Source organism: Vibrio azureus (assembly GCF_002849855.1).
GTDB classification, from domain to species: domain Bacteria; phylum Pseudomonadota; class Gammaproteobacteria; order Enterobacterales; family Vibrionaceae; genus Vibrio; species Vibrio azureus.
The window spans coordinates 751,492-777,395 of record NZ_CP018616.1 but is presented as its reverse complement, the minus strand read 5'-3'; the positions used below and the strand labels follow the sequence as shown (position 1 = coordinate 777,395).

The window sequence follows — 25,904 nt, the reverse complement described above, 5'->3', positions numbered from 1 at the left end:
GTAAGCAGGCTTTCTTAATGTGGTCGGTGAAGAGCCATATTCTAACATCAGGCGAACCCCATCTATGGTCACCAAACGTGACTTTACTAATTCCCAAAACGACGAAAGCCTGCTGTGTAAGCAGGCTCTCTTAATGTGGTCGGTGAAGAGCCATATTCTAACATCAGGCGAACCCCATCTATGGTTACCAAACGTGACTTTACTAAGCTCCAAAACGACGAAAGCCTGCTATGTAAGCAGGCTTTCTTAATGTGGTCGGTGAAGAGCCATATTCTAACATCAGGCGAACCCCATCTATGGTTACCAAACGTGACTTTACTAAGCTCCAAAACGACGAAAGCCTGCTATGTAAGCAGGCTTTCTTAATGTGGTCGGTGAAGAGGGATTCGAACCCCCGACCCTCTGGTCCCAAACCAGATGCGCTACCAAGCTGCGCTATTCACCGAGAAGGTTAACACGACAATGTGCCGAATCAACGGAGGTGTATAATACGGATTCCCAACACAGACGCAAGTCCTTTTTAGAAAAAAAATACCCCTCTTAAACCTTTTGATGATTTTATGAACATACAACAACAAAATGCGACCAAGAACTCATAATAAAATACAAATATTTAACCTTCACAACATCATTGATCCAGATCATGATACCCCGCCTAACTAAGCTTTAGTTTGGTCCATGTCGGAAACGTCTTGGAGAAAAACATGGATTTTTGGCTAGATCTTCTTTTTGGTAACGCAGTAGGGCTATCATCAATGATTGTCATCTTTGGTGCCATTGGCCTAATGTTGTTTTACAGTGTTTTTTTCATTTACAAGATAATGCACGACAAATCTCCTCATTAGACCTCACTAATTAGCATCATTATTTTGCACCGGAGTGGGCGCCTTACCCACTCCGTTTTTTGTCTTTTCCTACATTTCACTGTAAAGAAGACAACACCCTTCTCAGCCTTTACATTAAAAACATACCTATCAAAAGATTAACGGCATTTAAACTTAAAAATCAGTATGTTATATCTAAAGCCTATTTAATCAAAGTAATAAGGAAATGAACAATGAATGTTGCAGTAATACTCTCCGGCTGCGGTGTCTTCGATGGTGCGGAAGTTAATGAGGCCGTTTTAACACTGCTAGCACTTGAAGAGCAAGGGTACGATTACACATGTTTTTCTTTAGATAAACCACAAAACCATACTGTTAACCATCATTCTGGTGAAGTTGAAGGAACTGAGCGCAATATCCTAGAAGAGTCGGCTCGTATTGTGAGAGGAAACATCAAATCGCTAAACGAAATCGATGTAAATGATTTTTCTGCGCTTCTTGTGCCTGGTGGTTTTGGCGTAGCAAAAAACTTCTCTAGCATCGCGAGTGATGGCAAAAATTTTGTTATCGACCCTGAGATTGAAAAGGTTTTGAGCTCATTTGCCGCAGCAAAGAAACCCGTTGGATACATGTGTATCGCCCCCGTCCTACTGCCTAAACTTTATCATGGCGTCCACTGCACCATTGGCAATGATTTAGATACGGCTAATATCATCAATGAATTAGATGGACAACATGTTGACTGCACTGTTGAAGACATTGTCATTGACGAAGAGCATAAAGTGGTTTCTACACCAGCTTATATGCTAGCGTCCAACATGGTGGAAGCGAAAAGAGGCATCGATAAATTGGTTTCAGCCGTCATTGCGATGGTTTAAATCTCTCTCCTTTATCACTTAGCAACCCGAGATGAGTTGGGTATAATTGCTTTTATTTCCTGACTCTTTAATGGGTGAACACCATGTCCCATGATGATGATTTCGAGCTATTCCAAAAGATGATGGGCGATGTGAAGCCAATCAGTCATGACACGGCGGAACACATAAAAAGCCATCACATTACCGACGCTCAACGTGCAAGGCAAGAAGCCGCTATTTGGCTGGCAGAAGAAGATCCTGAGCAGCTATCGATAGAACATACCACGATGCTTCAGCCCGATGATTTTATTGAGTTCAAACGTGATGGCGTTCAAGACGGTGTCTATCGTAAGCTGCGTCTCGGTAAATACCCGATTCAAGCACGCTTAGATTTACATCGAAAGACACTCAAAGAAGCGCGCCACGAAGTGGTTAAATTTCTCAAGCAATGCATCGAATGGGATATCCGTACCGTGGTGATTGTCCATGGTCGAGGCGAACGCTCTAACCCACCCGCGTTGATGAAAAGTTTTGTCAGTAGTTGGCTGCAACAGATACGTGAAGTTCAATGCGTACACAGTGCACAACGTTTCCATGGTGGCACTGGCGCTGTTTATGTTCTGTTGCGCAAAAGTGCTGAAAAAAAGTTAGAAACAAGAGAGCGCCATCAAAAGCGCCTAGGTTAACGCTTTTCAATGAGTCAGCAGCTTTATTGATACCCTGCCATCTATTTGGGTCTACCTAAGTTCCTTCAAGATACTTGGGTATTCCTTGAGCTCACTGAAAGATAGATGATAGAATCGCCAACCTTATTTTCTTAGCCTAAAGTCATTGAAGAGCACGACAAATAGGGCCAAGCTTTTTTAACCGCCGTTGTGAAACGTTAGGAGAACAACATGTCACAAGATAACGCAAAACGCTTAAATAAATTTATCAGTGAAACTGGCTTTTGCTCACGCCGCGAAGCTGATCGCCTTATCGAACAAGGCCGAGTTACTATCAACGGAAAGCAACCCGAGATGGGCACGAAAGTTCTATTCGGTGATGATGTCCGTGTTGATGGCAAACCTGTTGCGGCAAAAGAAAAACCGATCTACATTGCTTTGAATAAACCGACGGGAATTACTTGTACAACAGAACGCGACATTCCTGGCAACATTGTCGATTTTATCGGCCATAAGAAACGTATTTTCCCAATTGGGCGTCTCGATAAACCCTCTGATGGACTCATCTTTCTGACCAATGATGGAGATATCGTTAATAAAATCTTGCGTGCCGGCAACAATCATGAAAAAGAATACGTAGTACGCGTGGATAAACCCATCACAGGCGATTTTCTTAAACAAATGTCGAGTGGCGTCAAAATCCTTGATACGGTAACACTGCCATGTAAAGTCACCAAAGAGACTAAGTTTTCTTTTCGTATTACCTTGACTCAAGGCTTAAACCGCCAAATTCGTCGAATGTGTGAAGCATTGGGCTATGAAGTGTTTAAGTTACGCCGCGTTCGCATCATGAACATTTCACTCGATGGTATCCCGAACGGCAAATGGCGTTACCTGACCGATGATGAAGTTAATGAGATGCTTACAATGTGTGAGGGCTCAGTGGGCACAGAAGAGGCCTCAACAGCAGATGCTAAAGGACGCCATATTCGAAGAGCGACTGACGCTAAGTTATTTGATAGCCGTGAAGAAAACCAAACATCCACTGCTCGCCGCAATCAAAAGCCACGCACTTACCGTGGTAATAATGCCGATGAGTTTCGTCATGCCCCAAACTCGAAAAAAGGGCAACAAAAACGCCGTCAGCCTAGTCATGATAATACGCAAGTGGCTCCAGAGCAGAAAAAAGCGAAAAAGCACTATATCAATCCAAATGCGACACAGCCGAAAAAACGTTCTAGTGGCACACTGAGCTTAAAAAAATAAAGCAATAAAGAGACATATTAATAAATATAATAAGCAATAAGGGCGTCTTGGTACGTCCTTTTATTTATTCATTGACTTATTTAAGCACACAATGGCGCGAATCTTCCCTGTGTTAAGCTGAGAAGATCCGCCGGAGAAAGTTCGATTTCTAAGCCACGTTTTCCTGCACTAACACATATCGTTTCTAGATCTTGGGCACTTTCGTGTAACAATGTAGGCAGTTTTTTCTTCTGTCCTAAAGGGCTGATGCCACCCACAACATAACCCGTCACTTTTTGTGCGATCTCAGGATCGGCCATATCCGCTTTTTTCCCATTGGCTGCTTTTGCCGCCAACTTTAAGTTGAGCTTTTGTGCAACGGGAATGATCGCAACCGCTAAATTTTTTGGCTCACCATTTAGGCAAAACAACAATGTTTTAAACACTTTGCTAGGGTCTTGCCCCAATACTTCGGCTGCCTCTAGTCCATAACTTTCTGCTCTAGGATCGTGTTCATATTGATGAATGGTATGCGGTACTTTTTTCTTTTTAGCTAGAATAATCGCTGGTGTCATTGAGTCCTTCCTTATTAATTATACCCAAGTGACCTCAAGATGCTGCGTTCAGCGAGATGACCTTAGCTCTCAGGCGCGGCAACGATTCGAAAATATAGTGGCTCTACATTGAGAATCGTTAACAAAGTCTGAGAGTTAAGGTCACTCGCCCTTTGGGAGCGAGTCACTGAGCCGATTTCTTGCGTCAGAAAACTTGGAAATAGAATACTATTCCGCTTCGTTGTCTTCCTTGAATTCAGCTCAGTGAATTCGCTCTGAATCAAGCATCTTGAGGTCACTTGGGTATAACTCAATATGTTGAATATACAAAAAACGCTGCCCCAAGTGGGAACAGCGTTTTACGTTAAAGCGATGAGCTAGATGGAGTCAATCAATTTTTACTTGTAAACGATCTCACCCTTAGCTTTGAATTGATTCACATCGATTGGGCTATTTGCTTGTAGATATTCTTTCAATACTTCAGCATCAACAAAACCAGTATTCACGTAGCCTGGGTGAGAAGTCACGATAGGGTAACCATCACCACCAGATGCGTTGTAGCTTGGTACTGTAAAGCGGTATTGCTGAGTAAGATCCAGCGGCTGGCCGGCAATTTTCACATCAGAAACTTTACCATTAGCTACGGTCATTGAAATCCCTGAAAATTGTGCGTAAGCCCCAGAGTCAACAGGCTTCGTCGCCACTTGATTTAAGTAATCTAGAACTTCTTTACCTGACATATCAACATAAGAAACAATATTGCCAAACGGCTGCACTTTCAGTACGTCTTTGTAGGTAATATCACCGCCTTCAATCGAATCGCGTACACCGCCTGAGTTCATGATGGCAAAGTCAGCTTTTGCACGCTCTTGATGTGCTGTAGCGATCAAGCGACCCAAGTTTGTTTGCTGGAAGCGCACAACGTTACGGTCCCCTTCAAGCTTACCGTTTGATTCAGCAATCTTAACATTAAGCTTACCTTGACCTTTTTCTTGGAATGGGCGAAGGAATTCAAGCATCGCTTCATCTTGAGCAATTTCATCTTGAATCAGTACACGTTGAGACTCACCGTTGACTTTTATCTTCTTCTTAAGGTTCACAGGAATGAGGTTGTAGCTCACCATTGAAAGCTCACCATTGCGAAACTCATAATCTGCTCGGCCTACATACTTGCCCCATTCGTGAGCTTGAACAATGTAAGTGCCATTTTGTTGATCAGGCTTGCACTCATCGCCAGGCTTGAATCGTTTATTGATAACGTTAGGGCCTTCCATACAAACAGGCTCTTGAGAGTGGCCACCAACGATCATATCGAGATCGCCTTCATCAAGGTAACGAGCCAATGCAACGTCACCCGGAGCATTCAAACCACGGTTACCATTTTCGTAGTGTCCCATATGCGTCACAGCAAAAATTAGATCCGGTTTTTCTGTTTCTTTCAGCTCAGCAATCACCGCTTTCGCTTCTGCTTTTGGATCGCGGAAATCCAGTTTACCAATGTATTCAGGATTACCTAACTTGGCTGTGTCTTCTGTTGTTAAACCGATAACAGCAATTTTAATGCCTTGCTTGTTAAACATCGCGTAAGGTTGGAACAAACGCTTACCGGTTTCTTTATCGTAAATATTGGCCGAAAGCATTGGGAATTGCGCCCAATCACGCTGCTTAAATAATACCTCAAGTGGATTATCAAACTCATGGTTACCTAATGCCATTGCATCGTAACCGATTTTTTTCATGCCTTTAAAATCGGGTTCTGCATCTTGGAGATCCGACTCTGGTACGCCTGTATTAATATCGCCACCGGAAAGAAGTAAAACACTGCCGCCTTCTGCTTCAATGTCAGCACGTAACTCATCGATCAATGTTTTACGAGCGGCCATACCATACTCACCGTATTTATTCTGCCAGAAACGACCATGGTGATCGTTAGTGTGCAGCACAGTAAGCTTATAGGTCTTGTCTTGATCCCATTGATGTTCTGACTGTGTACTACATCCAACTAGAGTAGCCAGAAGTGCAGCACTTAAAGCGGTTTTAGTCATTAGGCGTTGCTTCATTGTTTTACCTTTCATTTCCTTTAAAGTCGGCGACAGGTTATTGAATGAGGATATTCCATTCTTAACTCACCATGGCGCTAAATTGACTACAGTCTAATTGAAAAGTGTCTTACTAACATTTTACTCTCATATTTATGATAACTGGATCACTAGTGATGATTTTGTCCACAACATTTCAGCTCTAATTGCATATTTGCAAGGTGTGCTTTTACCAAACCTACATAAACAGAATGTATGCACAACCTAGCAATTCAAGACACTAACAAGGTAAAAACGTCAAGGTTAACGATTGCGTTTGTCACAATCAGCAAAGATAAGTCAATTGAGTGGGCAAGCTAAACGCTGTAAAAAATAGAGAATAGCGAGAAAGAGAAAGAGAAAGAGAAAGAGAAAAATAAACCACAACGGCTGATGATACATCAACCATTGTGGTTAGATAACTTGAAGTTTAAACATTCAGAGTCTCTACCCAAATCACCTCAAGAGTCTTGATCCAGAGACCCTTAAAAGTCACTTGATGACAGAGCAAGTTTTATTGAATATCAATCGTCGCAAAACTCTTAATTAATTCATCTAGCGACTTCATTTGCGCCAAGAACGGCTCCAGTTTATCTAGTGGTAATGCTGATGGGCCATCACAACGAGCTTGATCTGGATTAGGGTGAGCTTCAATAAAGAGGCCCGCGATGCCTGTAGCCAGTCCTGCTTTTGCCAATTCTACCGTTTGCTCACGTCGACCACCAGATGCCGCACCAGATGGGTCTCGCATTTGTAGAGAGTGCGTCACATCAAAAATGACAGGGCTGCCATTAGATGCCTTCTTCATCACGCCAAAGCCAAGCATATCTACAACTAAGTTATCATAGCCATGACATGAGCCACGTTCACACAAAATGATCTTCTCATTGCCACATTCTGCAAACTTGTCAACTATGTTACCCACTTGGTTTGGACTCATGAACTGTGGCTTTTTCACATTAATCACAGCATTAGTTTTGGCCATTGCTTCTACAAGGTCCGTTTGACGCGCTAAGAAGGCTGGTAATTGGATCACATCGACCACATCAGCAACGGGCTGAGCTTGTTGTTCGTTATGAACATCAGTGATGATTTTGACGCCAAACGTGTCTTTCAACTCTTGAAAGATCTTCAACCCTTCATCTAAGCCAGGACCACGGTAAGAATGAATTGAGCTACGGTTTGCTTTATCAAACGATGCCTTAAAGACATAAGGGATGCCCAATTTCTCAGTGACTTTGACGTAGTACTCACAGATCTGCATAGCAAGATCACGAGACTCAAGTACATTCATGCCAGCAAATAACGTGAAGGGCTTGTCGTTTGCAACCTGAATGTCACCAACGTTAACGATTTTCTGTTCCATTTTGCTTCTCTTTGTCTATTTCTTACAGTACGCCAATGGGCATACCCGTAAAGTTTAGTGGAGCGTCACTTGTTTTTCATTCATTGAATTGATTTGCGTCTGAAGTAATTCTGACGATGGATCATCTGGGCATTGATCAACGAAATATTGAAAATCAGATGCCGCAACTTGATGGCATTCCAGTTGCTGAAAGATAAAGCCTCGATCGCGAATTTCATAAGGATCATCTGGCACAAAAGTCAGCGCAAGATTACTGCAACGCAGTGCTAAGGAGTAACGCTCTTCTCTGAGCATGGCACTTTTAATCAAGGCAAGCCAGCGACCGATGATGGCAGGATTATCCGCTTCTTCAAAATGTTCGGGTTTCAATGTAGCAAGAGGGCCTTGTTGACCAATCAACCAAGCTTGCAAAGTTTTCTCCCCCACATACTCACCATTAAATGGATTAATATAGTCTGGTGAGCGGTGTGGCCAATCCATCTTGAGTAAGAATTGAGTCGGAAACATAATCCCTTTTATCGGAAAGCCAAGACGACAACCTAAGTAAAGCAGCACCGCCCCTAGACTGACCGGGATACCCTTACGACGCTGCAACACTTTATCAATAAAGCCATTATCAGAGAGAAAATACTGCTGCTCATCTCCTTTAAAGCCCCACTGATGGAAAAACAATCGCAAGAAAGCCTCAAAACGTTGCTCTTCATGCTGTTCATTTACTAATGCAAACTCAGCTTCTTTGAATAAGCGCTCTAATTCTTGTTTCGCCCAAGAAACATCTGTCTCAGGGTTGATAGAAAGATTAAGTTCTAGTGCGCCTTCAACCAAAGCCATATTGTCAAAATGTTCGTCAACAAACTCCAACATACGCTTACCCGAATAAGTGTGGACTTTTTGATACAGCGATATTAGCCGCCATGACTAGCCATCCTAACGCACCAAAGAAAGCGAACGTTTTGAGTAGCTTATTTTTCGCTAATTTGAGGGCGAAGAATCCAAGTGCAATGTAGGCCAAAACACACGTCAGTTTATTGGTTAGCCAAGAGGCGCTTTCGGTAAATGGCATAAAGCCAGTCACCATGATCAAGCCAATACCAGTAAGCAGTAACGCTGTGTCAACGATATGTGGAAAGACTTTTAAAAACTTATGATTACGCTTCGGGGAGTCCATCATCATTAGAATGAATCGTAATGATAATAGTGTCGCACTCAGTGCGATGGTCACTAAGTGAATATGCTTCAGAGCAGTGTACATTTCTGTTCTCTTTATCCGTGATTACTATGCCTATATGACCTTAAGATGCTTGATTCAGAGCACCTTGAAATCACTTGGGTATATTAGGTTGGTAACATCCAAAAGTCACTCGGTCATTACCGCCATAATCTTTTTCGGTAACAACTTGGTCGTACCCAAATTGACTCAAAATCTGTCGAACGGCAGGTCCTTGATCATAGCCATGCTCAAAGGCAAGCCACCCTTCAGTTTCCAAATATTGACGGGCAATATTGCTAATATGGCGAATATCCGCAAGTCCATTCTCATCCGCAACCAAAGCTGATTTCGGCTCGAAACGAACATCCCCCTGTGACAGGTGAGGATCGGCCTCATCAATATACGGTGGGTTAGAAACGATTAGAGCAAACTTTTGTCCACTAGGAATAGAATCAAACCAGCTTCCTTGAGCAAACGTCACATTTTTAATGTTCAGCCTGGTAGCGTTATACTCCGCGAGCTCTTTGGCTTCGTGCTTTAGATCAATTCCCAGTACTTGTCGCGCCGGAAGCTCTGATGCTAAAGCAAGCGCAATAGCCCCAGTCCCTGTACCGAGGTCAAGGATGGGCCCTGTTTGCTGTTGGGTAATATCTAGGGCAACTTCGACCAAACGTTCCGTATCTGGTCTTGGGATTAAGGTCGATGGCGCAACTTTAAGCGGTAAAGACCAAAATTCTCTTTCACCTATGATATAAGCAACCGGCTCTCCGGATAAGCGCCTCGCCAACAGCGCTTCAAATTGCGTCTGTTGACTAAGCGTAAGGGCTTTTTCGGGCCAAGTCATAAGGTAGGAACGTGGTTTATCAAGCACGTGACATAGCAGGACAGCAGCATCAAGAGAAGGTGACGTTGGGTCACCCTCTGCAAGCATTGCCGTCGCACTTTTCAAGGCTTGCTCAATCGATTGAACAGGGCTCACGATCAGTTGTTCTCTGCAAGCGCCGCAAGTTGGTCCGCTTGATGCTCTTGAACAACAGGATCAATCAAACTTTGTAGGTCCCCTTCCATCACTTCGTTTAAACGATAGAGAGTTAGGTTAATTCGGTGATCAGAAACACGACCTTGTGGGTAATTGTAAGTACGAATACGGTCACTACGATCACCTGAGCCGAGTAGGTTACGACGTGTATCTGAGACTTCAGCTGCACGACGTTCTTCTTCTGCTTGAACAATACGAGCAGCAAGCACGGCCATCGCTTTAGCTTTATTCTTATGCTGTGAACGTTCATCCTGACACTCAACAACAGTACCTGTTGGTAAGTGAGTAATACGGATAGCAGAATCGGTGGTGTTAACGTGCTGACCACCAGCACCAGAGGCACGGAATGTATCAATCTTTAGATCGGCTGCTTTGATTTCAGGTAGATCGGCTTCTGGGATCTCAGCCATGACTGCGACAGTACATGCAGAGGTATGAACTCGGCCTTGAGATTCCGTTGCAGGTACACGTTGAACACGGTGACCGCCTGATTCAAACTTCAGCACACCGTATGCTCCGTCACCGCTCACTTTCGCGATCATCTCTTTGTAGCCACCATGCTCAGCTTCGTTTGAAGACATCACCTCAATACGCCAGCCGCGCTTCTCTGCGTACTTGCTGTACATGCGGAATAAGTCACCAGCAAAAATACCCGCTTCATCACCACCTGCACCCGCTCGGATTTCTAGGAAACAGTTACGGTCATCATTTGGATCTTTTGGAAGAAGAAGAATTTGTAGCTCGTCAGTGAGACGCTCTATTGACTCTTTTGCTTCTTTGATTTCTTCCTGCGCCATTTCACGCATTTCTTCGTCGTCTTCGTTCGCCATTTCTTCAGCAGCGACAAGATCCTCCTGCGCTTGTTGATACGCTTGGAAGCATTGAGTCACTTCTTCGAGCTGAGAGTACTCTTTTGATAGAGCACGGAATTTGTCCTGATCACCAATAACATCAGGATCGCCAAGAAGATGTTGAACTTCTTCGTAACGTTCAACTAGCGTTTCTAGCTTAGTTAGAATAGAGGCTTTCATAATATCGTTTTCTTAATAAAGCGTGAGTTATAGGTCATCCAAGCCAAGTGTTTGACGAATGACCGTTAATTTTGCTGGTTCACCCTGCTCTGCAGCACTTTGCAGTGCACGAGTTGGAGCATGAATCAGTTTGTTTGTGAGCTTATTACTGAGCTCGAGCAGTACTTTTTCAGGTTCTGCTCCTGCCGCCAAAGATTGAAGGCTTTTACTCAGTAACTCCTCACGAATTTCGTTAGCTGATTTGCGATAATCACGGATGCTATCAACGGCCTGCAGCGAACGCATCCAAGTCATAAAGGCCGCACTTTCTTCACTGACGATCGCTTCAGCCTGAATCGCCTCAACTTTTCGTTGGGCGAGGTTACTATCAATGATGGACTGTAAATCATCGACCGAGTACAAATAAGCGCCACTGAGATCGCCAACTTGTGCTTCGACATCCCTAGGCACAGCAATATCCACCAGCAGCATTGGCTGAAAGCGGCGTTTTTTGAGTGCACTTTCCACCATGCCTTTACCAATAATAGGTAATGGACTGGCTGTTGAGCTAATCACAATATCTGCTCTAGCTAAGTGGTCTGGGATTTCATTGAGGCTGATGACCTCTGCACCAAACTGCTCTGCTAATCCTAAAGCACGTTCACGTGTTCGGTTAGCAACAATCATTTTCTGGCAGCCATTGGACGCCAAGTGCTTAGCCACTAAATCAATGGTCTCCCCGGCACCAACCATCAATACCGTCGATTCAGAGAGAGATTCAAAAATATGCTTCGCTAATGTACATGCGGCATAGGCAACCGAGACAGCATTACCACCAATGTCCGTTTCTGTTCGTACTCGCTTAGCCACAGAAAAGGTTTTTTGGAACAACTTATCGATCGAAGCATCAACAGATTGACTGTCGCGAGCGTCTGAGAACGCTTGTTTTACCTGACCTAGTATCTGGGGTTCACCAAGCACTAATGAATCTAGACCACACGAGACTCTCATTAAATGTTTTATCGCGGCCTGCTCTTCATAAAAATAAAGGCTGGGCTTAAGCTCTTCTTGTTCCACTTGATGAAAGTGAGACAACCAATCAATAAGCTTGTTTCGCGCTCCTTGCTTAACATCGCAGTACAATTCGGTTCGATTACAAGTCGACACAATCACACTGCCATTGACCGCTTCATGGTCTCTGAGTTGCTCAAGTGCTCGGCCCAATTTATCAGGACCGAAAGCCACTTTTTCTCGCAAGTCGATAGACGCGGTATTGTGATTAATTCCAATAGCGAGCAAGGACATCTAATGTGGTATCTCTGATAACAGTTATAAAATAGGTTCAGAATTTTACTTTAAGCACGCATGTATTGAAAGGGTAACCCGGATTTGTTTTCCTTGATTCGACTTTTCAGTGCTATAGTGAGGGCTAATTATTGGGACAAATGACTAATAAACCATCACTTATGACCTTACGTACTTTTTTTATTTTGTTCTTTGCCAGCGTGTTGCTCTCTGGTTGTAGCTCACTTCCAGAAAGCGTCACCAACGTTGAGTGGCAAAAACATCAACAAGAACTGCAAAATATTGATCACTATCAAGTCACAGGCAGGTTGGCTTACATCAGCCCAGAACAAAGACAAAGCCTCAGTTTCTTTTGGAAACACTCTCCCTCTCTCAGCCAGCTCACCCTAACTTTTGGCCTTGGTCAGACTGCATTAAAGATGACGACAACAGCACAAGGCACAACAATAGAGACCATGGATGATCAGGTTCTAACAGCAAAAGACGCCAATCAATTGATTTATCGACTTACTGGCTTGCATATTCCCGTCGAACAAATGCCGGATTGGCTGTTAGGTCTTCCTACAATGGCAGATTCCTATCAACTCTCTCCTGCCCACACTTTGTTACAATTAGACAAGACAGTAAATGGGAATGAATGGGACATTTTCTACCAACGTTATGCGGATATAAACTGGCATCAGCAGATCATTCCTTTACCAACTAAGCTCAAGCTGAGTTCTTCCGACACCACGATTAAAATCGAAATCAATAAATGGAATATCCGTTCATGATTAACCAACTTACCCAATGGCCATCACCTGCCAAGCTGAACCTCTTCCTTTACATTAATGGCCAAGCAGATAATGGCTATCATGAGCTGCAGACGTTATTTCAATTTGTCGATCATGGTGATGATTTATCTATCCAAACGAACCAATCAGGTCAAATCACACTTTCTCCCAATATAGAAGGCGTTCCTCTGGAAAATAATCTGATATGGAAAGCAGCAACAGCGCTTCAACGTTATGCAAACTGCCCTTACGGTGCTGACATTAAAATAAATAAAATTTTACCCATGGGTGGGGGTATTGGCGGCGGTTCTTCTAATGCGGCGACAACGTTAGTCGCACTGAATTACTTATGGCAACTCAATTTAAGTGACGACCAACTGGCTGAAATTGGCCTAAGATTAGGAGCAGATGTGCCCGTTTTTGTGCGTGGTTTTGCCGCATTTGCCGAAGGTGTCGGTGAAATACTGAGCCCAGCAGAGCCAGAAGAAAAATGGTATTTAGTCGTAAGGCCGAACGTTTCAATTGCAACTGCAGACATATTTTCTCACCCAGACTTAACCAGAAACACACCGAAGCGAAGCCTAGAAACGTTACTAAATGCAACAAACGTAAACGATTGCGAAAAAATTGTTCGAATGCTTTATCCAGAGGTTGATAAGCAACTTTCTTGGCTGCTACAATACGCGCCGTCAAGATTGACGGGAACAGGATCTTGTGTTTTTGCCGAGTTTGCGAGCAAAGCCGAAGCAGAAGCGATCCTCCATCAACTCTCTGACAATGTCTCCGCCTTTGTCGCTCGAGGGTGTAATGTTTCGCCATTAAAAGAGACTTTGGCTGAATACCAATCAGCCTCATACCGACCTAATTAAAACTGGACGCAACCCTGAGGTTTCCACCGTGCCTGATATGAAGCTATTTGCTGGTAACGCAACACCTGAACTAGCCCAACGTATTGCTGATCGTCTTTACATCTCTCTTGGTGATGCATCTGTTTCTCGCTTTTCTGACGGCGAAGTAGCAGTGCAAATCAATGAGAATGTTCGTGGTAGCGATGTTTTCATCATTCAATCTACTTGTGCACCGACTAACGACAACCTAATGGAATTGGTTGTTATGATTGATGCAATGCGCCGCGCTTCAGCAGGCCGTATTACTGCCGTTATTCCTTACTTCGGCTACGCACGCCAAGATCGTCGTGTACGTTCTGCTCGTGTGCCAATTACAGCAAAAGTTGTTGCTGATTTCCTATCTAACGTTGGCGTTGACCGCGTTCTTACCATCGACCTGCATGCCGAACAAATCCAAGGTTTCTTTGATGTTCCTGTGGACAATATCTTCGGTACACCAGTGCTACTAGAAGACATGCAATCTCGTGGTCTAGAAAACCCAGTTGTTGTATCACCTGATCTAGGTGGCGTTGTTCGCGCTCGTGCAACAGCAAAAGCACTCGGTGATATCGATATCGCTATCGTTGATAAGCGTCGTCCACGTGCTAACGTTTCTGAAGTAATGAACCTAATCGGTGATGTAGAAGGACGTGACTGTGTGATCGTTGATGATATGATCGACACAGGTGGGACACTTTGTAAAGCAGCTGAAGCGCTAAAAGAGCGTGGAGCTAAACGTGTATTTGCTTATGCAACTCATGCTGTTTTCTCAGGCAATGCCGCAGAGAACATCAAAAGCTCAGTGCTAGATCAAGTGATCGTCACTGACTCTATCTCTCTGTCTAAAGAAATGGCAGCGACAGGTAAAGTGACCACACTAAGCCTATCTCGTATGCTGGCTGAAGCCATTCGTCGTATTAGTAACGAAGAATCTATTTCAGCAATGTTCAACTAATCCTTGAACAAGTAAGACACAAAAATATTGCTAAGCACCCCTTCTGGGGTGTTTTTTTGTCTTAAATTTCTGACAATTAGGACGAACAACATCTGTAGCGACTTGGAAAGAGTTCACTCTTCCGCTTCGTTGTCTTTCTTGGATTTAACCCAGTGGCCTCGCTCTGAATCAAGCATCTTGAGGTTACTTGGGTATAAGTCGCCCATCGTAAGTTTTCTGTGTTATTATATTGCGTTTTTTGAGATTCCAGAGAGATCCTAACCTTGAGTCAACCAATCAAACTTCTCGTTGGTCTTGCTAACCCAGGGCCTGAGTATGCAAAAACTCGCCATAATGCTGGAGCATGGGTTGTAGAAGAACTTGCACGCGTCCATAACGTGACTTTAAAGAACGAACCCAAGTTCTTTGGTCTCACTGGGCGCATCATGGTCAATGGCCAGGATCTCCGTTTGCTTATTCCTACCACCTTCATGAATCTATCAGGTAAAGCCATCGCTGCCCTAGCCAAGTTTTATCAGATCAAACCCGAAGAGATCATGGTTGCTCATGACGAGCTAGACTTACCACCAGGTGTCGCCAAATTTAAAAAAGGTGGCGGACACGGAGGCCACAATGGCTTGCGTGATACCATAAGCAAATTGGGTAATAACAAAGATTTTTATCGTCTCCGTATTGGCATAGGCCATCCGGGACACAAAGATAAAGTGGCTGGTTTTGTCCTAGGCAAGGCACCTGCAAAAGAGCAGGAGCAACTAGATGCAACCACGGATGAATCCGTTCGCTGCCTAGATATCCTTATCAAGGATGGCCTAGCAAAAGCACAAAATCGCCTCCACACGTTCAAAGCTGAATAAGGTTACTATCATGGGTTTTAAATGTGGCATCGTTGGCCTACCAAACGTTGGTAAATCAACTCTGTTTAACGCACTCACTAAAGCGGGTATTGAAGCAGCAAACTTCCCGTTCTGTACAATTGAACCGAACACTGGTGTTGTTCCAGTACCGGACCTACGTCTAGATGCATTGGCGAAAATCGTAAACCCACAGAAAATTTTGCCAACAACAATGGAGTTTGTTGACATTGCGGGTCTTGTTGCAGGTGCATCTCGCGGCGAAGGCTTAGGTAACAAATTCCTAGCAAACATTCGCGAAACTGACGCGATCGGCCACGTTGTACGTTGTTTTGAAAATGACAACATTGTTCACGTAGCAGGTAAAGTCTCTCCTATCGAAGATATCGAAGTGATCAACCTTGAACTTGCTATGGCTGACCTTGATGCTTGTGAGCGTGCGATTCAACGCAATGCTAAAAAAGCGAAAGGTGGCGACAAAGACGCAAAATTTGAGCTAACGGTTCTTGAGAAACTGTTGCCGATCCTAACCGAAGGTGGCATGGCGCGTACTGTTGAACTTTCAAAAGAAGAACTTGCCGCTATCGGTTACCTAAACTTCTTGACGCTTAAGCCAACCATGTACATTGCTAATGTTAACGAAGACGGTTTTGAAGATAACCCATACCTTGATGCAGTTCGTGAATTTGCAGCAAAAGAGAATAACGTAGTCGTACCTGTTTGTGCCGCGATTGAATCAGAAATGGCCGAACTTGAAGATGATGAACGTGAAGAGTTTCTTGCCGACCTCGGCATTGAAGAACCAGGCCTAAACCGAGTGATCCGTGCAGGTTATGAGCTTCTTAACCTACATACCTACTTCACTGCAGGTGTCAAAGAAGTGCGCGCATGGACAATTCCAGTGGGATCAACGGCTCCTAAAGCAGCGGGTAAAATCCATACTGACTTTGAAAAAGGTTTCATCCGTGCTGAAGTCGTTGGTTACAATGATTTCATCGAATTCAATGGTGAAAGTGGTGCTAAAGATGCAGGTAAATGGCGTCTAGAAGGTAAAGACTACATTGTTAAAGATGGCGATGTGGTTCATTTCCGCTTCAACGTTTAAATAAACGAATGAATTAAAAGCCAGTAACGATACTGGCTTTTTTTTATTCTTAACAAATTTGAGTCAATTATCTTTCGAAAACAACGGTAAATTCGTACAAGTTTTAGATCATAAACACACCTCTTTGTTTAAAAAGAAAGCGAACAAAGCGTTTTACAGGATTTATTGAAAAAAACTATTGACGGAATTAACTCAACTTCGCATAATGCGCGCCGTTCCCAGCAACAAGGCAACATGTTGATGGGCGTGAAAATATGGTCTTGGCTACGTAGCTCAGCTGGTTAGAGCACATCACTCATAATGATGGGGTCACAGGTTCGAATCCCGTCGTAGCCACCATTCCTAAACGTTCTTTCAAAGAGCTGTTAGGAATTGTGCGGAAGTGGCGGAATTGGTAGACGCACCAGATTTAGGTTCTGGCGCCGCAAGGTGTGAGAGTTCAAGTCTCTCCTTCCGCACCATATTTAGATGTGATTGACATCTTAAACAATCTTGTAGGGCTATCGCCAAGCGGTAAGGCAGCGGCTTTTGATGCCGCCATTCCCTGGTTCGAATCCAGGTAGCCCTGCCATTACTTAAAACTGCCATCCCTGAAACAAAAAAGGGTTGTCAGTCGGAGCTTGAACGTTTATATTGTCTCGCTCAAAAGATGGCTACGTAGCTCAGCTGGTTAGAGCACATCACTCATAATGATGGGGTCACAGGTTCGAATCCCGTCGTAGCCACCATTAAACAACGTTGTTTAGACTCACCAATTGTCTGAATAACTACGAAACATCGCGGAAGTGGCGGAATTGGTAGACGCACCAGATTTAGGTTCTGGCGCCGCAAGGTGTGAGAGTTCAAGTCTCTCCTTCCGCACCATGTTTGATGTGATTGACATCTTAAACAATCTTGTAGGGCTATCGCCAAGCGGTAAGGCAGCGGCTTTTGATGCCGCCATTCCCTGGTTCGAATCCAGGTAGCCCTGCCATTATTATCCTTGTCAAAGGATCGTTATTAAGGCTATACCAATCGCCTTAGTAATTAAAACGCGGTCGTGGCGGAATTGGTAGACGCACCAGATTTAGGTTCTGGCGCCGCAAGGTGTGAGAGTTCAAGTCTCTCCGACCGCACCATACTTTCTTTAGGAAGCATTCAGTTGAAAGACTGAAACCTGTAGGGCTATCGCCAAGCGGTAAGGCAGCGGCTTTTGATGCCGCCATTCCCTGGTTCGAATCCAGGTAGCCCTGCCATTACTTTCCTTGAAACATAGGAACAACTAATGATGTTTTACCAATTACATCGTTAGTTTATATCAAGTTGCGGAAGTGGCGGAATTGGTAGACGCACCAGATTTAGGTTCTGGCGCCGCAAGGTGTGAGAGTTCAAGTCTCTCCTTCCGCACCATTCTTGATAAAAAGTATCATTGATGGCTACGTAGCTCAGCTGGTTAGAGCACATCACTCATAATGATGGGGTCACAGGTTCGAATCCCGTCGTAGCCACCATTAAACAACGTTGTTTAGACTCACCAATTGTCTGAATAACTACGAAACATCGCGGAAGTGGCGGAATTGGTAGACGCACCAGATTTAGGTTCTGGCGCCGCAAGGTGTGAGAGTTCAAGTCTCTCCTTCCGCACCATGTTTGATGTGATTGACATCTTAAACAATCTTGTAGGGCTATCGCCAAGCGGTAAGGCAGCGGCTTTTGATGCCGCCATTCCCTGGTTCGAATCCAGGTAGCCCTGCCATTATTATCCTTGTCAAAGGATCGTTATTAAGGTTATACCAATCGCCTTAGTAATTAAAACGCGGTCGTGGCGGAATTGGTAGACGCACCAGATTTAGGTTCTGGCGCCGCAAGGTGTGAGAGTTCAAGTCTCTCCGACCGCACCATCATCTGAAAACCCAGCATGAAAATGCTGGGTTTTTCTTTATCTGCAAGTATCATCTTGAACACTCTGTTGGGATAACCTGAATTGCGTTCTAGGTAATGACGTTAATAAAGCTTCTAGTACGGCAATAGAGGAACGAATAAAAAACGAGCACATGGCTCGCTTTCTTATTTCTGCTTCAACCCATTAAGTTTACATACCCAATGCGTACTTTAAGACTTGTGCTTTGAGTGGGCCTGCATTTTCTGCCAACTTTAACGCAGCATTGCGGGCAAATTTCAAAGGACCTAAATCATTGCTAAAACCTTTGTAGAAAATATCCATACCTGTTTGCATAAGCAAGTTATCAGAGCGACGAGCACGCTCATACTGAGCTAACAAAGCATCACTGAGCACTTGTTGTTTATCGGTGATGGCTAATAATGCTTCAACATCTTTGAAGCCTAGGTTTACACCCTGTCCCGCAAGTGGGTTAATTGTATGAGCCGAATCACCGACAAGAACACATTGCTTGTTCGAATAACGTTGTGCATGACGACGTGTCAATGGAAATGAACCCGACTGCAATACTTCGATATCACCCAGCTCAGTTGGGAAATGACGTAGGATTTCTTCTCTCAATTGTGATTTCGTCATTGCACACAACTGTTTAATGCGTTTTGGTGCATCATACCAAACGAGAGATCCTTGCCCGATTTCTTGACCATCTTGAGATAAAGAGCATAAAGGTAAAAATGAACGAGGACCTGCCGGTGTAAATTGTTGCCAAGTAATATCTTGCTGTGCTTGTTCGGTCTTGACATTGATTAACATACAATGTTGACGATAATCCCAAGCCGTCACACCAATATCAGCCAACTGACGAACTTTAGAATTCGCCCCATCGGCACCAATAATCCAGCTTGCTTCAAATTGCTCACCACTTTCCAACGTAACAATATGAACATCTGAAAACTCGATATCTTGTAAACGGTCTGGGCACATAACCGTCAAATTATCGTGCTGAGTAAAGGTCTGCCAAAGACCCAACTGAATTAGCCGATTTTCAACAATATAGCCGAGTTGTGCGAGTGATAACTCATCGGAGTGGAAGCGAGTCCGACACTCAGGATGTTCCCACGTTTCCAAGCGACGGTAAGGACATACACGCATTTTTTCAATTTCAGACCAGGCGCCTAATGAATCAAGCAATTTCACCGATTGGTGGGAAATTGCAGACACCCGAATATCCAGTGGTTGGCAAACATCAAAAGCTATCGGCTCTGCGCCCTCTACGACTACAACGCTTCTACCTTGCTTGGCAAACCCTACAGCCACGGCAGCTCCGACCATACCGCCACCGATTACGGCAATGTCATACTTGTTCATTTTTTGTTCTTTCATCATATTGATTAATTGGCGTTTTTAATTGTACGTTCCGCGGCCATTTTTACAAAATAGTTTCACAAAAAACCTAGCTGTCTATACCCAAGCAAAAGCGAGATTTTATCGGGGGTTACAGAGAATTCATCAGATCACTAGTCAGGTGCTTTTTAAAGCAGTACAATACGCGGCTTACCGCTATAAAGGCGGCTATAATTTGAGCAATGGCTCTCTAAATTTAAGAACAACACAACGAGCGAAGTGAGATGAGTAAGAAACTGCTAATTAAAACCTGGGGCTGCCAGATGAACGAATACGATTCATCTAAAATGGCCGACCTGCTTAATGCTGCAAATGGCTACGAGCTAACTGAAGAGCCAGAGGAAGCAGACGTTCTTCTACTTAACACCTGTTCGATCCGCGAAAAAGCACAAGAAAAAGTGTTCCACCAGCTTGGTCGTTGGAAAACACTAAAAGATAAAAAATCTGGCGTTGTTATTGGTGTGGGCGGCTGTGTAGCGACCCAAGAAGGTGATCACATCCGTGAACGCGCACCATATGTGGATGTTATTTTTGGCCCACAAACACTTCACCGTCTACCTGAGATGATCAAGCAATCTCAGTCAGATGACGCTCCTGTAATGGATATCTCATTCCCAGAAATCGAGAAATTCGACCGCTTACCTGAGCCTAAAGCTGAAGGAGCAACCGCTTTTGTTTCTATTATGGAAGGCTGTTCTAAGTACTGTACTTATTGTGTCGTTCCATACACTCGTGGTGAAGAAGTCAGCCGTCCAATGGATGATGTGCTTTACGAAATAGCACAGCTTGCTGAGCAAGGTGTTCGTGAAGTAAACCTGCTTGGCCAAAACGTCAATGCTTACCGTGGTCCAATGCATGATGGTGAGATTTGTTCATTTGCTGAATTACTGCGTCTTGTGGCATCTATTGATGGTATTGATCGTATTCGTTTCACAACCAGCCATCCTCTAGAATTCACTGATGACATCATCGCTGTATATGAAGATACGCCTGAACTCGTGAGCTTCCTTCACTTGCCAGTACAAAGCGGCAGTGACCGTATCCTTACCATGATGAAACGTCCTCATACAGGCATTGAATACAAATCCATCATTCGTAAGCTACGTAAAGCTCGCCCTGACATTCAAATCAGTTCAGATTTCATTGTCGGTTTCCCTGGAGAAACAGACAAAGACTTCCAAGATACAATGAAACTGATCAAAGACGTTGATTTTGATATGAGCTTTAGCTTTATCTTCTCTCCTCGTCCGGGCACTCCTGCAGCAGATTACCCGTGTGATCTATCTGAGCAAGTGAAAAAAGAACGTCTATACGAGCTACAGCACACCATTAATGGCCAAGCAATGCGTTATTCACGCCTTATGCTAGGTACAGAGCAGCGTGTACTGGTTGAGGGCCCATCGAAGAAGAACCTGATGGAACTTCGTGCTCGTACAGAGAACAACCGTGTTGTAAACTTTGAAGGCAACGCAGAACTTATCGGTCAGTTTGTTGACGTTAAAATTACCGATGTATTTGCTAACTCACTTCGCGGTGAATTAGTACGTACAGAAAAAGATATGGACCTTCGTAGTGTGATTTCACCAACGCAAATGATGGCGAAAACACGTCGCGAAGATGAGCTAGGTGTAGCTACTTTTACGCCATAAGCTCTTAAAAAGCCATGTGAGCCTGGTCGTTATCAGGCTCACCCATCATGGCAAATAATGAGAGGCAACATTGAGCAATAAAATCGTAACGCTAGAAATCAATCTAGAACCTTCCGACAACCGCCGACTTGCAAGTTTGTGCGGCCCATTCGATGACAATATCAAGCATTTAGAACGCAGACTAGGCGTTGAGATAAACCATCGTAGCGATCTTTTTACCATTGTCGGTAAACCACATACTGCAGCCGCTGCACTTGATATTCTTAAGTCCCTCTATGTTGATACTGCCCCTGTTCGTGGCGAAACACCCGATATCGAACCAGAGCAAATTCACTTAGCGATTAAAGAATCTGGCGTTTTAGAACAAAATACCAACTCTGACCTCGCGCATGGAAAAGAAGTTTTCGTTAAGACGAAAAAAGGCGTGATTAAGCCACGTACCCCCAATCAAGCTCAGTACTTGGTCAATATGGTCACCCATGATATCACCTTCGGCATTGGTCCTGCGGGAACAGGTAAAACTTACCTAGCCGTAGCAGCTGCTGTAGATGCATTAGAACGTCAAGAGATCCGTCGTATTCTATTAACTCGCCCTGCGGTTGAAGCGGGTGAAAAGCTAGGCTTCCTGCCTGGAGACTTAAGCCAGAAAGTTGATCCTTATTTACGTCCTCTGTATGACGCTTTATTTGAAATGTTGGGTTTTGAGCGCGTAGAAAAGCTGATTGAACGTAACGTGATAGAGGTTGCACCTCTTGCTTACATGCGTGGTCGTACTTTGAACGACGCCTTCATCATCCTAGACGAAAGCCAAAACACTACGGTAGAGCAAATGAAGATGTTCTTGACCCGTATTGGTTTTAACTCGCGCGCAGTGATTACCGGTGACGTCACTCAGATTGACTTACCACGTGGGGCAAAATCTGGCCTTCGTCACGCAATCGAAGTGCTCAGCGAAGTCGATGACATCAGCTTTAACTTTTTCCAAGCAGACGATGTTGTTCGTCATCCAGTTGTCGCCAGAATCGTCAATGCCTACGAAAAGTGGGAAGCACAAGACCAAAAAGAGCGCAAAGAGTTCGAGAAACGTCGCCGCGAAGAGCGTGATGCCAAATTACTCGAAGCGGCAAAAGCGGAGCTAAACTCACAAGTCGCCGCGACTAAGGAATAACGTAACCATGGCAATTGAACTTGATTTGCAACTGGCAGTCGAAAACCAAGAAGGCTTACCTTCAGAGCAAGATTTTCAGCATTGGTTAGATAAAACCATTCCTCTTTTTCAACCTCAAGCTGAGTTAACCATTCGCATTGTTGATGAAAAAGAGAGCCACGAACTAAACTACGAATATCGTGGTAAAGACAAACCAACTAACGTGCTGTCTTTTCCATTTGAAGTGCCACCGGGCATGGAAATGGACTTACTGGGTGACTTGATCATTTGCCGCCAAGTGGTTGAAAAAGAGGCATTAGAGCAGAATAAGCCTTTGTTAGCACATTGGGCTCATATGGTTGTACATGGCAGCTTGCATCTGCTAGGTTATGATCATATCGAGGATGACGAAGCTGAAGAGATGGAGTCCATCGAAACAGAAATCATGCAAGGTATGGGATATCAAGACCCATATTTAGCTGAAAAAGAGTAGCCCTTTGCTGCTCGACAGGTAAAGGCGACGAGGTTCCAATTTATCGCCTTTCGACGTGAGCTATCACACATCTGATAGCATTACTTAATTGAGAAAAAATGAACGAAGATAATTCTCCTTCTTCTAATGAAGATAAGAAAGAAAAGGCGGAAGGTCCGAGTAGAAAGTCCTTCTTTGAACGTCTAGGTCAACTATTTCAAGGCGAGCCAAAAGATCGCCAAGAGCTCGTGGATGTTATTCGCGATTCTGAAGTCAATGACCTGATCGACCACGATACCCGAGATATGCTTGAAGGTGTCATGGAGATTTCCGAGATGCGTGTGCGTGACATTATGATCCCGCGTTCGCAAATGGTGACGGTTGAGCGTACTGACGATCTTGATACTTTGATCGCTCTCATTACGGATGCTCAGCACTCTCGCTACCCTGTAATTAGCGAAGATAAAGACCATGTGGAAGGCATTCTGTTAGCGAAGGACTTACTTAAATACCTAGGTTCAGGCAGTAGCCCATTTGATATAGAGGCCGTAATACGCCCTGCTGTTGTGGTACCAGAGAGTAAACGCGTCGACCGCTTACTCAAAGAGTTCCGTGAAGAGCGTTATCACATGGCAATTGTTGTTGATGAGTTCGGTGGCGTTTCTGGTCTTGTCACTATCGAAGATATCCTTGAAGAAATTGTTGGGGACATTGAAGATGAGTTCGACGATGATGAAGAAACGGATATCCGTAAGCTCAGCAAACATACCTTTGCTGTCAGAGCTTTGACAACCATTGAAGAGTTTAACGAAACCTTCGGTACCCAATTCAGCGATGAAGAAGTCGATACTGTAGGTGGTATGGTCATGACTGCGTTTGGCCACCTTCCAACTCGTGGTGAAATCGTTGAAATCGAAGCTTACAGTTTTAAAGTAACTGCAGCCGATAGTCGTCGAGTCATTCAGCTTCAAGTCACCATTCCAGATACGGAAACACTGATTGAAGCTGCTCAAGAGTAACGCGCTCCCCTAACTACGGGAATTTCATAAAGTATAATGATGAATCAAGTTTTTCATCGCCTCAAGCGGCCCTTAGTGGCCGCTTTTGTTGGCGCTTCCACTACCCTAGCTTTTGCTCCTTATCAACTTTGGCCATTAGCCATTATTAGCCCTGCACTCTTGCTTATCCTGCTTGGCAACCAATCTCCTAAACGAGCAATGTGGATTGGCTATGCTTGGGGAGTTGGCCAATTCTCTACCGGCATCAGTTGGGTTTACGTCAGTATCTCTGGCTTTGGCGGAATGCCTCTTATCGCCAATCTATTTCTTATGGCCTTGTTGATCGCCTATTTAGCTATCTATACCGGGTTATTTGCCTGGTTAAAAAACCGCTTTTTCGCTCAGCTTAGCCTAACAAGCACTTTACTTGCCGCTCCTGCTTTATGGTTAGTCACAGACTGGCTACGTGGCTGGGTGATGACAGGGTTTCCGTGGTTATGGCTCGGTTATAGCCAAATCGATGCACCGTTGGCCAGTTTTGCGCCGATAGGAGGCGTAGAATTAATCACCTTAATGATGCTAATTAGTGCGGGAGCTCTTGCTTATGCTTGGCTTCATAAGCAATGGTTAATGCTTCTGATCCCCGCGGTTATCATCAGCTCAGGTTACGGCATTCGTCAGCATGATTGGGTTACGCCAAGAGTTCAAGACACAACCAAAGTCGCGCTTATCCAAGGTAATGTCGACCAAAATTTAAAATGGCGCCCAAGTGAGCGTTGGCCAACCATAATGAAGTACACGGACTTAACCCGAGAGAATTGGGATGCCGATATCATAGTCTGGCCAGAGGCTGCTATTCCAGCATTTGAAATCGAAGTACCGTCATTTCTTGCCAACATCGATAAAGCGGCCAAACAAAACAACAGTGCCATCATTACTGGCGTAGTTAACCAAGATACAGATGGGCAATTTTACAACAGCATCTTATCACTCGGAGCAAACCCTTATGGTGACTACCGTTTTGATATGAATCAGCGTTACCATAAAAATCACCTATTACCTTTTGGTGAATTTGTCCCGTTAGAAGACTTTTTACGCCCACTCGCGCCATTTTTTAACCTGCCAATGTCATCATTCAGCCGAGGAGGCTTTGTGCAAGACAACATCGTGGCAAATGAAAGACATACTGCTCCAGCATTATGTTATGAAATCATATTTAGCGAGCAAGTGCGGCAAAACGTCACATCGGAGACCGATTTTATCCTGACACTCTCTAATGATGCTTGGTTCGGCCACTCTATTGGGCCATTACAACACATGGAAATTGCACGCATGCGAGCGCTAGAATTAGGCAAGCCACTGATTCGTTCAACTAACAATGGCGTGACGGCAGTGACCGATCACAAAGGTAAAATCATCGAACAAATTCCTCAGTTTGAAACCGCAGTGTTAAGAGCTGAGCTGACTCCAACCAGGGGGCAAACGCCTTATCATGCTGTCGGCAGTTGGCCTTTATACTTCTGGGTAACGTTCAGTTTACTGTTAGCTTGGTGCAGAAATCACCTCAGCAGCCGAAACCAAATGCAAGCCACTTGCGCCGGGTAATCAAATCGGCTCAAAAGGTTAATCTT

23 protein-coding genes and 14 tRNA genes are annotated in these 25,904 nt (G+C 44.2%); 27 read left to right on the top strand and 10 right to left on the bottom strand.

Annotation, left to right across the window (positions count from 1 at the left end; all coding sequences use genetic code 11):
• Positions 1–368 precede the first annotated feature (368 nt).
• Positions 369–445 (bottom strand) — tRNA-Pro (locus BS333_RS03780).
• Positions 446–704: 259 nt separating this feature from the next.
• On the opposite strand from BS333_RS03780, the gene BS333_RS03775 reads away from it, so the two are divergent.
• The 4 genes from BS333_RS03775 to rluF all read left to right on the top strand — a co-directional run bounded on the left by BS333_RS03775 (position 705) and on the right by rluF (position 3,612).
• Entirely contained in the window at positions 705–845 is a 141-nt protein-coding gene (locus tag BS333_RS03775) for a DUF3149 domain-containing protein (RefSeq protein WP_021711071.1), read from the top strand.
• A gap of 212 nt (positions 846–1,057) precedes the next feature.
• Positions 1,058–1,702, top strand: coding sequence for an isoprenoid biosynthesis glyoxalase ElbB (gene elbB, locus BS333_RS03770; RefSeq protein ID WP_021711072.1), 645 nt, complete (start codon positions 1,058–1,060; stop codon positions 1,700–1,702).
• An 83-nt stretch (positions 1,703–1,785) separates the two neighbouring features.
• Positions 1,786–2,367, top strand: a complete 582-nt coding sequence (smrA, locus tag BS333_RS03765) for a DNA endonuclease SmrA (RefSeq protein ID WP_021711073.1) — start codon at positions 1,786–1,788, stop codon at positions 2,365–2,367.
• A gap of 210 nt (positions 2,368–2,577) precedes the next feature.
• Entirely contained in the window at positions 2,578–3,612 is a 1,035-nt protein-coding gene (gene rluF / locus BS333_RS03760; protein ID WP_021711074.1) for a 23S rRNA pseudouridine(2604) synthase RluF, read from the top strand.
• Between the two features lie 80 nt (positions 3,613–3,692).
• On the opposite strand, the gene ybaK is transcribed toward rluF, so the two are convergent.
• The 8 genes from ybaK to hemA form a co-directional block, all read right to left on the bottom strand.
• Positions 3,693–4,166, bottom strand: coding sequence for a Cys-tRNA(Pro) deacylase (gene ybaK, locus BS333_RS03755; protein ID WP_021711075.1), 474 nt, complete (start codon positions 4,164–4,166; stop codon positions 3,693–3,695).
• A gap of 377 nt (positions 4,167–4,543) precedes the next feature.
• The gene (gene ushA / locus BS333_RS03745) at positions 4,544–6,205 is read right to left on the bottom strand and encodes a bifunctional UDP-sugar hydrolase/5'-nucleotidase UshA (RefSeq protein WP_033004280.1); all 1,662 of its coding nucleotides are present in this window, start codon (positions 6,203–6,205) and stop codon (positions 4,544–4,546) included.
• 532 nt (positions 6,206–6,737) lie between these two features.
• Complete coding sequence (kdsA, locus tag BS333_RS03740; RefSeq protein WP_021711077.1) at positions 6,738–7,589, bottom strand: 3-deoxy-8-phosphooctulonate synthase; 852 nt, start codon at positions 7,587–7,589, stop codon at positions 6,738–6,740.
• Positions 7,590–7,643: 54 nt separating this feature from the next.
• A complete protein-coding gene (locus BS333_RS03735) occupies positions 7,644–8,453 on the bottom strand; it encodes a SirB1 family protein (RefSeq protein WP_021711078.1) in 810 nt (269 codons plus the stop codon).
• Positions 8,454–8,457: 4 nt separating this feature from the next.
• Complete coding sequence (locus tag BS333_RS03730; RefSeq protein WP_021711079.1) at positions 8,458–8,841, bottom strand: SirB2 family protein; 384 nt, start codon at positions 8,839–8,841, stop codon at positions 8,458–8,460.
• A gap of 70 nt (positions 8,842–8,911) precedes the next feature.
• Entirely contained in the window at positions 8,912–9,778 is an 867-nt protein-coding gene (gene prmC, locus BS333_RS03725; RefSeq protein WP_021711080.1) for a peptide chain release factor N(5)-glutamine methyltransferase, read from the bottom strand.
• 2 nt (positions 9,779–9,780) lie between these two features.
• Positions 9,781–10,869 carry a peptide chain release factor 1 gene (prfA, locus tag BS333_RS03720; RefSeq protein ID WP_021711081.1) on the bottom strand — a complete coding sequence of 363 codons (1,089 nt, stop codon included), beginning with the start codon at positions 10,867–10,869 and terminating at the stop codon, positions 9,781–9,783.
• Positions 10,870–10,896: 27 nt separating this feature from the next.
• Positions 10,897–12,153: a glutamyl-tRNA reductase gene (gene hemA / locus BS333_RS03715; protein ID WP_021711082.1), complete on the bottom strand. Its 1,257-nt coding sequence runs from the start codon at positions 12,151–12,153 to the stop codon at positions 10,897–10,899.
• A gap of 140 nt (positions 12,154–12,293) precedes the next feature.
• Between hemA and lolB the strand changes: the two genes are divergently transcribed.
• The 18 genes from lolB (at position 12,294) to BS333_RS03620 (ending at position 18,604) form a co-directional block, all read left to right on the top strand.
• Complete coding sequence (gene lolB, locus BS333_RS03710; protein WP_227739140.1) at positions 12,294–12,926, top strand: lipoprotein insertase outer membrane protein LolB; 633 nt, start codon at positions 12,294–12,296, stop codon at positions 12,924–12,926.
• On the top strand, positions 12,923–13,795 hold the full coding sequence (ispE, locus tag BS333_RS03705; protein ID WP_021711084.1) for a 4-(cytidine 5'-diphospho)-2-C-methyl-D-erythritol kinase: 873 nt from the start codon (positions 12,923–12,925) through the stop codon (positions 13,793–13,795). The genes lolB and ispE overlap by 4 nt, the downstream gene beginning before the upstream one ends.
• A 28-nt stretch (positions 13,796–13,823) precedes the next feature.
• The gene (locus tag BS333_RS03700) at positions 13,824–14,768 is read left to right on the top strand and encodes a ribose-phosphate pyrophosphokinase (protein ID WP_021711085.1); all 945 of its coding nucleotides are present in this window, start codon (positions 13,824–13,826) and stop codon (positions 14,766–14,768) included.
• A 263-nt stretch (positions 14,769–15,031) separates the two neighbouring features.
• Positions 15,032–15,622 carry an aminoacyl-tRNA hydrolase gene (gene pth, locus BS333_RS03695; RefSeq protein ID WP_021711086.1) on the top strand — a complete coding sequence of 197 codons (591 nt, stop codon included), beginning with the start codon at positions 15,032–15,034 and terminating at the stop codon, positions 15,620–15,622.
• Between the two features lie 10 nt (positions 15,623–15,632).
• Positions 15,633–16,724 (top strand): redox-regulated ATPase YchF, encoded by a 1,092-nt coding sequence (ychF, locus tag BS333_RS03690; protein ID WP_021711087.1) that lies wholly within the window; start codon positions 15,633–15,635, stop codon positions 16,722–16,724.
• A 262-nt stretch (positions 16,725–16,986) separates the two neighbouring features.
• Positions 16,987–17,063, top strand: a tRNA-Met gene (locus BS333_RS03680).
• 37 nt (positions 17,064–17,100) lie between these two features.
• Positions 17,101–17,185, top strand: a tRNA-Leu gene (locus BS333_RS03675).
• 35 nt (positions 17,186–17,220) lie between these two features.
• Positions 17,221–17,295, top strand: a tRNA-Gln gene (locus BS333_RS03670).
• An 80-nt stretch (positions 17,296–17,375) separates the two neighbouring features.
• A tRNA-Met gene (locus tag BS333_RS03665) sits at positions 17,376–17,452 on the top strand.
• Between the two features lie 51 nt (positions 17,453–17,503).
• Positions 17,504–17,588, top strand: a tRNA-Leu gene (locus tag BS333_RS03660).
• A gap of 34 nt (positions 17,589–17,622) precedes the next feature.
• Positions 17,623–17,697 (top strand) — tRNA-Gln (locus BS333_RS03655).
• 60 nt (positions 17,698–17,757) lie between these two features.
• Positions 17,758–17,842 (top strand) — tRNA-Leu (locus BS333_RS03650).
• A gap of 42 nt (positions 17,843–17,884) precedes the next feature.
• Positions 17,885–17,959, top strand: a tRNA-Gln gene (locus BS333_RS03645).
• 69 nt (positions 17,960–18,028) lie between these two features.
• Positions 18,029–18,113, top strand: a tRNA-Leu gene (locus tag BS333_RS03640).
• A gap of 24 nt (positions 18,114–18,137) precedes the next feature.
• Positions 18,138–18,214: transfer RNA gene (locus BS333_RS03635), tRNA-Met, on the top strand.
• 51 nt (positions 18,215–18,265) lie between these two features.
• Positions 18,266–18,350 (top strand) — tRNA-Leu (locus BS333_RS03630).
• A gap of 34 nt (positions 18,351–18,384) precedes the next feature.
• Positions 18,385–18,459 (top strand) — tRNA-Gln (locus BS333_RS03625).
• A gap of 60 nt (positions 18,460–18,519) precedes the next feature.
• Positions 18,520–18,604 (top strand) — tRNA-Leu (locus BS333_RS03620).
• Positions 18,605–18,795: 191 nt separating this feature from the next.
• On the opposite strand, the gene BS333_RS03615 is transcribed toward BS333_RS03620, so the two are convergent.
• The gene (locus BS333_RS03615; RefSeq protein WP_033004272.1) at positions 18,796–19,971 is read right to left on the bottom strand and encodes a 2-octaprenyl-3-methyl-6-methoxy-1,4-benzoquinol hydroxylase; all 1,176 of its coding nucleotides are present in this window, start codon (positions 19,969–19,971) and stop codon (positions 18,796–18,798) included.
• A 260-nt stretch (positions 19,972–20,231) separates the two neighbouring features.
• Between BS333_RS03615 and miaB the strand changes: the two genes are divergently transcribed.
• From miaB to lnt, 5 genes are all read left to right on the top strand, one after another.
• On the top strand, positions 20,232–21,656 hold the full coding sequence (gene miaB / locus BS333_RS03605; protein WP_021711089.1) for a tRNA (N6-isopentenyl adenosine(37)-C2)-methylthiotransferase MiaB: 1,425 nt from the start codon (positions 20,232–20,234) through the stop codon (positions 21,654–21,656).
• A gap of 70 nt (positions 21,657–21,726) precedes the next feature.
• Positions 21,727–22,824, top strand: a complete 1,098-nt coding sequence (locus BS333_RS03600) for a PhoH family protein (RefSeq protein WP_021711090.1) — start codon at positions 21,727–21,729, stop codon at positions 22,822–22,824.
• 7 nt (positions 22,825–22,831) lie between these two features.
• Complete coding sequence (gene ybeY, locus BS333_RS03595) at positions 22,832–23,296, top strand: rRNA maturation RNase YbeY (protein WP_021711091.1); 465 nt, start codon at positions 22,832–22,834, stop codon at positions 23,294–23,296.
• 98 nt (positions 23,297–23,394) lie between these two features.
• Positions 23,395–24,294 (top strand): CNNM family magnesium/cobalt transport protein CorC, encoded by a 900-nt coding sequence (gene corC / locus BS333_RS03590; RefSeq protein WP_021711092.1) that lies wholly within the window; start codon positions 23,395–23,397, stop codon positions 24,292–24,294.
• 36 nt (positions 24,295–24,330) lie between these two features.
• A complete protein-coding gene (gene lnt, locus BS333_RS03585; RefSeq protein ID WP_033004274.1) occupies positions 24,331–25,878 on the top strand; it encodes an apolipoprotein N-acyltransferase in 1,548 nt (515 codons plus the stop codon).
• Positions 25,879–25,904 lie beyond the last annotated feature (26 nt).